Annotated in this window: 7 protein-coding genes, 1 tRNA gene and 1 pseudogene; 6 read left to right on the forward strand and 3 right to left on the reverse strand. The window is 69.5% G+C overall.

The genetic code is table 11. The features are described from left to right. Both RIF93_RS14960 and RIF93_RS14965 read right to left on the reverse strand, forming a co-directional pair. On the reverse strand, positions 1 to 216 hold a 216-nt coding region (locus RIF93_RS14960; RefSeq protein ID WP_309092249.1), incomplete at its 3' end, for a hypothetical protein. Then, positions 213 to 1,991 carry an autotransporter assembly complex family protein gene (locus RIF93_RS14965; protein WP_309092250.1) on the reverse strand — a complete coding sequence of 593 codons (1,779 nt, stop codon included), beginning with the start codon at positions 1,989 to 1,991 and terminating at the stop codon, positions 213 to 215. The genes RIF93_RS14965 and RIF93_RS14960, both read right to left, overlap by 4 nt. Before the next feature lie 414 nt (positions 1,992 to 2,405). On the opposite strand from RIF93_RS14965, the gene RIF93_RS14970 reads away from it, so the two are divergent. From RIF93_RS14970 to RIF93_RS14985, 4 genes are all read left to right on the forward strand, one after another. After that, a complete protein-coding gene (locus tag RIF93_RS14970; protein WP_309092251.1) occupies positions 2,406 to 4,649 on the forward strand; it encodes a family 16 glycosylhydrolase in 2,244 nt (747 codons plus the stop codon). A gap of 179 nt (positions 4,650 to 4,828) precedes the next feature. Further along, on the forward strand, positions 4,829 to 6,262 hold the full coding sequence (locus RIF93_RS14975) for a circularly permuted type 2 ATP-grasp protein (protein ID WP_309092255.1): 1,434 nt from the start codon (positions 4,829 to 4,831) through the stop codon (positions 6,260 to 6,262). Next, positions 6,259 to 7,203, forward strand: coding sequence for an alpha-E domain-containing protein (locus RIF93_RS14980; RefSeq protein ID WP_309092252.1), 945 nt, complete (start codon positions 6,259 to 6,261; stop codon positions 7,201 to 7,203). The genes RIF93_RS14975 and RIF93_RS14980 overlap by 4 nt, the downstream gene beginning before the upstream one ends. Beyond that, the gene (locus tag RIF93_RS14985) at positions 7,203 to 8,186 is read left to right on the forward strand and encodes a transglutaminase family protein (protein ID WP_309092253.1); all 984 of its coding nucleotides are present in this window, start codon (positions 7,203 to 7,205) and stop codon (positions 8,184 to 8,186) included. The genes RIF93_RS14980 and RIF93_RS14985 overlap by 1 nt, the downstream gene beginning before the upstream one ends. 128 nt (positions 8,187 to 8,314) lie before the next feature. Here the strand turns inward: RIF93_RS14985 and RIF93_RS14990 are convergent, their stop codons facing one another. Continuing rightward, positions 8,315 to 9,478 (reverse strand): FAD-dependent oxidoreductase, encoded by a 1,164-nt coding sequence (locus RIF93_RS14990; protein ID WP_309092254.1) that lies wholly within the window; start codon positions 9,476 to 9,478, stop codon positions 8,315 to 8,317. A 143-nt stretch (positions 9,479 to 9,621) separates the two neighbouring features. Here RIF93_RS14990 and RIF93_RS14995 point away from each other — a divergent pair. Beyond that, positions 9,622 to 9,696 (forward strand) — tRNA-Lys (locus RIF93_RS14995). A 61-nt stretch (positions 9,697 to 9,757) separates the two neighbouring features. Beyond that, positions 9,758 to 9,955, forward strand: a pseudogene (locus RIF93_RS15000) (hypothetical protein); the annotation flags it as partial.

Genomic DNA, 9,955 nt, shown 5'->3' on the forward strand with positions numbered 1-9,955 from the left:
TTCGACCTTCAGGCGCCCGAACCGCCCGATCTTCAGGCCATCGGTGCGCGCCTCGATGAGCAGCCGCGCCTGAGGGGTCAGCACGCCGAAGCGGGTCGTCGCGACGAGGCCCACGAGCACCAGCAGCACGCCCACGGCGACGGCCACGATCGCCTTCGGGATCGCCGAGCGCTTCAGGGCCGACGCGGCCGCCGGGGTGTCGGCCGGCTCGCTCAAAAGCTCTGCCCGATGCTGACGTAGATCTGGAAGGCCGCCTCGCCGTTGCGGTTGGCGACCGGCGTGGCGATGTCGACGCGGATCGGCGCGAAGCCGAGATTGTAGCGCACCCCCACCCCCGCCCCGACCGCCAGGTCGTCGAAGTCGATGGCGCCTTCCGAGCCCACGGAGCCGGCGTCCACGAAGGCGGCAAATCCCCAGCGCGGGGTGAGGTCGCGGCGCACCTCGGCTGAGGCCTCGAACAGCGAGGTCCCGCCGCGCGGCGTGCCGTCCGCCAGCCTCGGGCCCACGGCCTGGTACGGGAAGCCCCGCACCGAGCCGCCGCCGCCGGCGTAGAAGCGCCGCGACGCCGGGACCTCGGGGACCGTCCCGTTGACGATGCGGCCGACCTTCAGTCGTCCCGCCACGACCGTGCGGCCCTGCTTGTCCAGCGGCACATAGCCCGTGCCCTGCACCTGCAGGCGCAGGTACGGCAGGTTCTCTTCCCCGAGGATGACGGTGGGCTCGGCGCGCGCGCTGAGCTTCCAGCCTTGCCGCGGGTCCAGCGGATCGTTCGAGCGGTCCAGCAGCAGGTCGCCCAGGGCGGCGATGGTCACCAGGTCCCGGCCGAGTTTGGAGAGATCCTCCTCCTCGCGCTCCTTGGTCCGGCTGGCGTCCACGCTGCCGCCCATGGTGACGTAGGAGGTCTTGCCATAGCGCCGGGTGATGTCGCCCCGTACGCCGAAGCCGGTCTCGTCGTAGGCGTCGGTGCTGACGTCGTAGGCCGCCGCGCCCAGCCGGAGCGTCTGCTGCGCCCGCCGCCAGTGCGGCAGCGTCAGTTCGGCCTGGGCGCGGGTGTCCTTGTCCGAGAGCCGCCCCAGCAAGGACAGGGTGTCGGCGCGGCCCAGCACGTTGTAGCGGGTCCAGCGGACGTCCACGCCGGCGCCTTCGCTGGTGGAGTAGCTGGCGCCCGCCTCGATGGTGCGCCGCTTGCGCTCGGCGAGGCTGACGACGACCGGGCGCAGGCCCTCCGCCGTGGCCTTGGTCGCCGGGGCCAGCGCCACCGTCACGGAATCGTAGACGCCGGTGTCCAGCAACCGGCGCTCGAGTTCGGCCACGTCCTCGGGATCGTAGGCTTCGCCCGGGGTCCAAGGCGCGAGCCGGCGCACCCATTCGGCCCGCGTGCGGCCGTCGGTGGTGATCTCCAGGCCGTTCAGCCTCACGAGCCCCCCCGCCTGAATGCGATAGGACGGCGTCAGGCTGGAGTCGGCATGGTCGACGATCACCTCGCGCGGCTGAGCCACGGCGTCGGCATAGCCGCGGCCCTGCAGAGTGGCGACAATGCGCCCTTCCGCGGCGACCACCTCGGCGGCGCGGCCGGGTTCGCCCGGCTCCAGGTCCAGCGCACGGCGCACCCTGGCTTCGGTGTCCGCATCAGGAGCCTGGCCCTGCCATTGGATCGCCGGCTGGCCCAGCCGGAAGCGTGGTCCCGGTGCGATGCGTACAAGCGGGATCGGCGGATCGGTCTCGCTGACGTCGGGCTCGACCACGTAGGCGTAGTAGCCCTCGGACCGCAGCACGGCGATAGCGTCCTCGGCCGCAGCGCGGGCCCGGCGACGCGCCTCGAAGCGGGTTTCGATCTTGTCGCCGGTCTCGCCGATGGCGCGCTGGATCGCCGCCCGCAGGTCGGGGTCGAGGTCGCCTTCGAGCTGCGCGCGCGCCTCGGCCGCTGCGGCGGGACCGTGGACGCACAGGGCCGCGGAGACGGCGAACGCGCGGAGCAGCAGTCGACCCAAGCTTCTATCCCAGCGAGCGAGTCCCCCGTCCGGTGTAGCTGGGCGACTGGGCCGTGTCACGTCGGCGGCCGCAGCGAATGGAAGTAGATTTCGCAAGTCGTGCGTTGCGGCGATTTGCAGCGCCGGCGCGAGGGCGCTCAGGCTGCGCGGCAGTTCATCTAAGTAAACAAGCTGCACCGTTCAGCTATATTCAGCTTGCAGATTCAGGCCTAAATGCGGCGCAACTGACCCGGTGCGACAACGCGCCACGCACTATTCAGATAATCGACAATAACTTGGAAGCTTCACAACAGTATCGTGTTGCCGGCGCGAAACGACGCATCTAAGGCGCATTTTGTCGCGGGGGCACACCGCGCGGTCTGCTGACCGCTCGCTGGCCACCAACAACCCATAACGAGCGTCGGAGTTCCTTAGATGGGATATCGTAACGCGTCGGGCACCATGCTGCCCGACACGAACCAGTATGGCGTCCGCTACGTGAAGGGGACCTGGGCGGGCGAGACGGTCTATGGCTCGGACGGGCCTGACGAATTCGAAGGCGGCGGCGGCCGTGACACCCTCGTCGGCGGCGGCGGCGACGACTTCTACTGGGTGCGAGACAGCCGCGACGTGGTCACGGAGTACGGCGGCGGCGGCGTCGACACGATCAAGATCTGGTCCTCGTACAACCTGTCGGCCAACGTCGAGAACCTGATCGTCTTCGGCGGCGGCAGCTACGCGGCGGGCAACGACCAGGCCAACATCATCCAGGGTCTCGACGGGGACCAGTACCTTTACGGCGGCCGAGGCGAGGACGTGCTGCTGGGCGGCGGCGGGGCCGACACGTTCATCGTCATCAGGGGTGAAGGCTCCAAGGTCATCCAGGACTTCCAGTCGTGGTCCGACAAGGTCCGGCTCGTGGGCGGCAATCTCACCACCTTCGACCAGGTGAAAGCCGCGATGACGCAGCAGGGCTCGGACGTCGTGCTGAACGACGGCGGCACGCAGATCATCTTCCGCAACGCCAACGTCGGTCAGTTCTCCGCCCGCGACTTCCAGCTGCCGCTCGACTACGGAAAGCTCGGGTCCCAGACTTTCGTCGACAACTTCGACAGTCTGCAGACCGGCTCGGTCTGGAAGACGAACTTCGGCTATGCGGGCGACGGGCTGAACAGCTTCACCCTGCCCCGCAACGGCGAGCAGCAGATCTACGTCAGCCCCGAGTTCAAGGGCACCACCGGGGCTCCGTTGGGCCTGAACCCGTATTCCATCAACAACGGCGTGCTGACGATCACCGCCCAGCCCGCCGGCTGGCAGTCCCAGAACATGTGGGGCTACCAGTACACGTCGGGGATGCTGGATTCCCACCACACCCAGACGTACGGCTACTTCGAGATCCGGGCCGAGCTGCCGGACGGCCAGGGCCTGTGGCCGGCGTTCTGGCTGCTGGGCGAGAACAACAACGAGATCGACATCCTCGAAGGGCTGGGTTCCGACACCCAGGTGCCGCACACCGCGATCCACTCGAATGCGGTGCCCGCCGCGGGCATGCAGAACTTCATCCCCGGCGGCGACGGCTTCCACACCTATGGGGCGCTCTGGAGCCCGTCCGAGATCGTCTTCTACGCCGACGGGACCGAGATCTGGCGGACGGCTACGCCGTCCGACATGACCAAGCCGATGCACATGATCCTGAACCTGGCGGTTGGCGGCCATTGGGCCGGCTCGCCCGACGGGTCGACCCCTTGGCCGGCCAACATGAAGGTCGACTACGTGAAAGCCTGGAATCTGCCGGGCGTCGGGACGGCCCCGCCTGTAACGCCTCCGCCTCCGCCTCCGCCCCCGCCTCCGCCGCCTCCGACCTCCGGCGCCGGCGTCGCCCTGACCTCCAAGGCTTTCGGCGACGTCATGACGGGCGGTGCGGGCGCCGACACCCTCACCGCAGGCAACGGCGGCGAACTGATGACCGGCGGCGCCGGCGCGGACCTGTTCGTGTTCGGCAAGGTTCCGTGGTCGCCGACCGAGATCAAGGACTTCCGCCTGGGCGAGGACAAGCTCGACCTCACCGCCCTGCTGAAGGGGGCCCCGGCCTCCGAGCGCGTGCTCCTGATGGGCGACGGCGCCGGCGGCACGAAGGTCGTCGTCGATCCGGACGGCCCCGGCGGCGCCTGGCCTGACTACGTGGCCCACCTGCAGGGCGTCTCGGTGACCGACGTCCAGGCGCTGACAGGCGGTTCCGCGCCGTCGCCGACGCCTCCGCCGCCCACCGGCGGCGGCGGGACGGCAGGCGTCACGCTGACCTCCTCCTATCCGGGCGACACCCTGCGCGGCGGCTCGGGCGCCGACACGCTGAACGCCAGCCGCGGCTCGGACACGCTCACTGGGGGCGACGGCGCCGACCGGTTCGTCTTCGGCGACCTGCCCTGGAGTCCCGCCAAGATCACGGACTTCAAGGACGGCGACGTGCTGGACCTGCGCGGTGTCTTCAAGGGGACCTATGCAGGCGCCGACCCCGTGGCGGATGGCCGGCTCAAGCTGCTCGACGACGGCGCCGGCGGGACCAAGATGATCTATGACAGCGACGGTTGGGCCTCGGGCGACCAATGGGGCAGCTACTTCTTGCATCTGCAGGGCGTCGCCCCAGCGAGCCTGAACGGCGCCGACTGGATCATCCGGTAAACGGCTGACGGACCTGCCCAATTTCCGGGCAGGTCCGTCGCTTGCCTTTCTGGCCGAAGCACGAAGCCTGGCCTTTCGGCCGCGCGCCAACCGTCCTAGAGGTGGCGGCGACGAACAGGCTGGAGCGCGTGGTAGCGGACGTGGGGGAAGTCAGAAGGGCCAAGACGGAACCGGCGTCGATCGCGGTGCGGCCCTATGACGAGGCGCGCGGCTCCGACGGCCAGGTGCGGCCGCACTATTCCGCCCTGCAGGCGAGGCTCGCCACCCTCAGCGCCGACGAACTCGCCGAGCGCCAGCGCACGCAGGAGCGATTCTTCCTGCTCCAGGGCATCACCTTCACGGTCTATGGCGCGGAAAGCTCCACCGAGAGGATCATCCCCACCGACATCCTGCCCCGGATCATCCCGGCCCAGGAGTGGGCGAAGATCGAGAGCGGCCTGATCCAGCGCCTGCAGGCGCTGAACATGTTCCTGGCCGACATCTACTCCGAGCAGCAGATCCTGATGGACGGCGTCGTGCCGCGCGAGCTGGTGCTGACCGCGCCCTCTTACCGGCGCGAAATGCAGAACCTGTACGTGCCGCACAAGGCGTACGCCAACGTCTGCGGATCGGACCTGATCCGCCAGCCGGACGGCAGCTTCGCGGTGCTGGAGGACAACCTACGCGTCCCTTCCGGCGTGTCGTACATGCTGGCCAACCGCGAGGCCTCCAAACGGGTCTTTCCCGGCACCTTCCGCGGCGCCGGCGTGCGATCCATCGACCGCTATCCCGACATGCTGCTCCAGACGCTGAAGAGCATGGCGGCCGACTGGCGGCCGAACCCGCAGGTCGTGGTGCTGACGCCCGGGGTCTACAACTCGGCCTACTACGAGCACGCCTATCTGGCCCGGCTGATGGGGGTGCCCCTGGTCGAGGGCCGCGACCTCGTCGTGCACGACAACTTCGTCTACATGCGCACGACCACGGGCCTGCGCCGGGTGGACGTGATCTACCGCCGGGTCGACGACGACTTCATCGATCCCCTCACCTTCCGACGGGACTCGGCCCTCGGCGCCGCCGGCCTGTTCAACGCCTACCGGGCCGGCAATGTGGTGATCTGCAACGCGCCGGGGACGGGCGTCGCAGACGACAAGGCGGTCTACGCCTATGTGCCCGACATCATCCGCTACTACCTGGGCGAAGAGCCCATCCTCCCCAACATCGAGACCTATCTCTGCCGGGAGCCGGCCCAGCTCGGCCACGTCCTGGCCAACCTCGACAACCTGGTGGTGAAGGCTGTGGGCGCCTCCGGCGGCTACGGCATGCTGGTGGGGCCACATTCCACCAAGGCCCAGCAGGCGGAGTTCGCCCAGGCGCTGAAGGCGAACCCGGAAAACTACGTCGCCCAGCCGACGATCCAGCTCTCGACCGCCCCCTGCCTCATCGACCACGGAGTCGAGCCGCGGCACGTGGACCTCCGCCCCTTCATCCTGTGCGGCGAGAAGGTTGTGGTGACGCCAGGCGCGCTCACGCGCGTGGCGCTGAAGAAGGGTTCGTTGGTGGTGAACTCCAGCCAGGGCGGCGGATCCAAGGACACCTGGGTGCTGACCGAGCCCAAGGAGCCCAAGGCATGATGCTCGCCCGGGTCGCCGACAGCCTCTACTGGATCGGGCGTTACGTGGAGCGGGCCGAGCACATGTGCCGGCTTTCGGACGTGATGCTGTCGGCGTCGCTGGACCGCTCGGAGGGCGCGGGCCAGGTGGCGCGGATCGCGCTGGCCGCCGTCGGCGACGCCGAGGACGCGCGCACCAAGGATCCCTACGAGGCGTCCTACGCCCTGGTGTTCGACCGTGAGGATCCGGGCTCGATCGTCTCCTCCATCAGCCGCGCACGGGAGAACGCCCGCCAGGTGCGCGACCAGATCACCACCGAGACCTGGGAACGGCTGAACCTCATCTACCTGCGGATGACGCGGCCCGACGCGGCCGAGGCTTATACCGAGGGCTCGCAGGCCTACCTGCACGACATCATCGCCGACCTGCACCTGTTCCGGGGCGCGGCGGACGTCACCATGAGCCATGGCGAAGGCTGGCGGTTCCTGCTGCTCGGCATGTATTTGGAGCGCGCCCAGCTGATCGGCAGCCTGCTCGAGGTCTGCTTCGGCGAGGGCCGCCGGCGGCCCATCAGCGACCACTTCGCTCTGACCAACGTGCTGCGGATGAGCTGCGCGCTCGAGCCCTACTTGCGCGTCTACACGGCCGAGATGCAGCCCCGCTACATCCTGCAGTTCCTGATGCTGGACGAGGACTTCCCGCGATCGATGCGCTTCTGCACGGCTCAGATCGAGTCGCACCTGGTGGCGATCAGCCGGCACGCCGGCATGTCCTCGGCCGCCGACCCTGAGCGGCTCGCGGGGCGGCTGAAGGCGCGCCTGCAGTACGCCGACCTCAACGAACTGGAGGCCCAGGGCCCCAGCGCGTTCCTGAAGACCGTCCTGGAAGAATGTGCGGCGATCCACCGGACCGCCTGGGAGACCTTCGTCGCCTATCCCCTCGAAGAACGGCTGCCCGCCTGATGCTGCTCGAGATCCGCCACGTCACCCAATACCAGTACGCCGCCCCGGTGCGGGAAAGCGTCATGGAACTGTGGATGCAGCCCCAGAAGAGCGCGCGGCAGCGGCTGGTCAGCTTCGACCTGGACCTTGACCCGCCGGCGCAGGTGTTCTCGTACGCCGACAGCTTCGGCAACGCCGTCTATCACTTCGACGTGCCCCAGCCGCACGATCGGCTGACCATCACCGCCCGCTCGGCGGTGGAGACCGTCCCGCCCGCCGTGCCGCCCGACGCGCTGGACATGGGCGAATGGGACCGGCTGCGCTCCGACTTCGTCCAGGGCGAGCACTTCGACCACCTGCGACCTCACGGCTTCGCCCGGGAAACAGAGGCGCTGCACGCCTTCCTCGCGGAGCAGGACCTGGCCCGACTGCGCATGCGCGACCCGCTGACGGCGGTGCGCGCGCTGTCCCAGGCGATCTACGGCGCCTTCGGCTATGAGGCTGGCATCACCCGCGCCGACAGCCCGATCGACGACGTGCTCGCCGCGCGCAAGGGCGTCTGCCAGGACTTCGCCCACCTGATGATCGCCATCTGCCGGTCGTGGGGTATCCCGGCCCGCTATGTGTCGGGCTACCTGTTCACCGACCGCAAGGGCGGCGACCGGTCGGACCCGGACGCGACGCATGCCTGGGTCGAGGTGTTCCTGCCCTCCACCCGCTGGATCGGGTTCGACCCCACCAACAACATCGAGGCAGGCGAGCGGCACGTGATCTGCGCGGTCGGCCGCGACTATTCCGACGTGCCGCCTTCGCGGGGGGTCTACAAGGGTGAGGCCGAGAGCCAGCTTTCTGTCGGCGTGTCGGTCAGAAAGGCCCGTGCGGCGATCAGCGAGCCTGAGTTCCTGCGCGTGTCGCGCCCCGCCGCGCGGGGCGGCAGCCGCCGTCCCTCGGCCGCCGCGCTGATCGAGCAGCAGCGCCTGCAGCAGATGCAGCAACAGCAATAGGCCTGAAGGGCGCTGCGGCGGGAAAACGCCCTTGCGGAACGCTTTGACCCACCGTCCTTGCTGGGGCCCGGGAGCGGGCGCGCCAGTGGGCCGTCGTAGCCCGCCGCAGCTGACGCAAATCTAGGACGTCAGGCCGCAATCCGGTAGGCCCGGGCGATGGCGGCGACGGCCGCCTCCGCTTCGGCGCGGTCCGGCGCCTCGTTCGCATCGTTGTAGCCCCAGCCCTCGTCGGGGCCCGTCTGCTGGATCACGATCCCGTCCCGCCGGCCCAGCATCGAGACGTTCTCGTGGATGATGCCGTAGTTCACCTCGGGCTGCGGGATCAGCCAGGCGATCTGGCCGCGGACCGGCACGAGGGTCTCGTCCTTCCAGAGCGCGCGGGCGGCGTAGCCGGTGCAATTGACCACGACCTTCTGCTTCAGCTTGGCGAGGTCGGCCGGGGTGTGGAACTCCGTGGCCTCGATCCGGCCGCCGCCCATCAGGAACTCAGCCTCCAGCGCGCGGCCCAGGCCCGCGATGTTGAACATCGGCAGCGAGGTGCGGCGCACCACCTGGGCGGCGAACGGATGGGCCTCCGGCGGCAGGGCCTCCATAGGCGGCGTCAGGTCGGCGACCCGGCTGCCCAGGTGGGCGAAGCCGACCGGGTCGGCGCGGCGGCTGGGCGGCGCATCCCAGAGCACGTAGCGGTCGATCCATTCGATCGGCGCCCCCGGGAGACCCAGGTAGCTGTGGAAGGTGCGGAACGATGTGCGGGTCATCCGCTCCCACAGCGCTGCGAACTCCGGACCGACCGCGTCGGCCTTGGCGATGCGCGAGTCGGGCGACCAGACGCCGGTGGCCCGCGCCGACCGCGAGTCGTGCATCCGCTCCTTGGCGTAGATGACGACGTTCGCGCCCGCCCGCTGGAGCGTGATCGCCGCGGTCAGGCCCAGCGCGCCGCAGCCGATGACCGCGATGTCCTTCTCGCCCTTCGACAGCGCCTTGGGCAGGATCTCGCGGGCCGAGCCCCACGACAGCGACCAGCCGCTGCCGCCGTGGCCGTAGTTGTGCACCACCAGCTTGTCACCGACGGTCTCGGCATCCAGCCTCGGCCCGGCCGGCCGGAACGGTCTGAGGCAGACCGTGATGTTCATGATCCGCTCGGGACGGGCGTTCACCACCGCCAGAGGCGAAACGGCGCGGAAGGCGGGCTTGGCGGGCGGCGCCGGCGGGCGGGCCGTCGCGCAGCCGCCGAGGCCTGCGAGGCCGACGCCGGCGGCCCCCAACAGGAAGCCGCGCCGATCGCTGCGCATCGCCTCGTGAATCGTCACGCCCCACCTCACTGATCGCTCCGCCAGACTGCCGGCTTCGCCCAAGGACGCAAATGCAAACCGCCACGGCTTGCTAAGCCGGAAGGCGGCGCCTATGGTCCGCGCCGCTTCGCGGCCCTGCGTGCGGGCCGGTAGCTCAGTGGTAGAGCATTCGACTTTTAATCGAATGGTCGTGAGTTCGAACCTCACCCGGCCTACCACCCGCGAAGCCCTTCCGCCGCCTTACGTCCGCCCAAAGTCGCGCTAAGGTCCGCTCCACACATGCGCACCCTCACCGCCCTCGCCCTGATCCTTGCGGCGTCGACCGCCGCCGCCCAGACGCCGCCGCCCTCCCCGGAGGAGCGTGTGAAGACGGCTGACGAGCTGAAGCGTGAAAGTGTCCAGGGCGCCGCCACCGCGCCGCTGCGCGACCTGAACGTCGTACGCGCCAAGATCCCGCGGGTGCTGCTGGAGGCGATG

Source organism: Phenylobacterium sp. (assembly GCF_031181185.1).
Classification (GTDB): Bacteria; Pseudomonadota; Alphaproteobacteria; order Caulobacterales; family Caulobacteraceae; genus Phenylobacterium.

Bases quoted from the DNA above. Each gene is read 5' to 3' on its own strand.
- RIF93_RS14970 (WP_309092251.1), top strand. From the start codon at position 2,406: ATGGGATATCGTAACGCGTCGGGCACCATGCTGCCCGACACGAACCAG.
- RIF93_RS14980 (WP_309092252.1), top strand. From the start codon at position 6,259: ATGATGCTCGCCCGGGTCGCCGACAGCCTCTACTGGATCGGGCGTTAC.
- RIF93_RS14985 (WP_309092253.1), top strand. From the start codon at position 7,203: ATGCTGCTCGAGATCCGCCACGTCACCCAATACCAGTACGCCGCCCCG.
- RIF93_RS14990 (WP_309092254.1), bottom strand. From the start codon at position 9,478: ATGCGCAGCGATCGGCGCGGCTTCCTGTTGGGGGCCGCCGGCGTCGGC.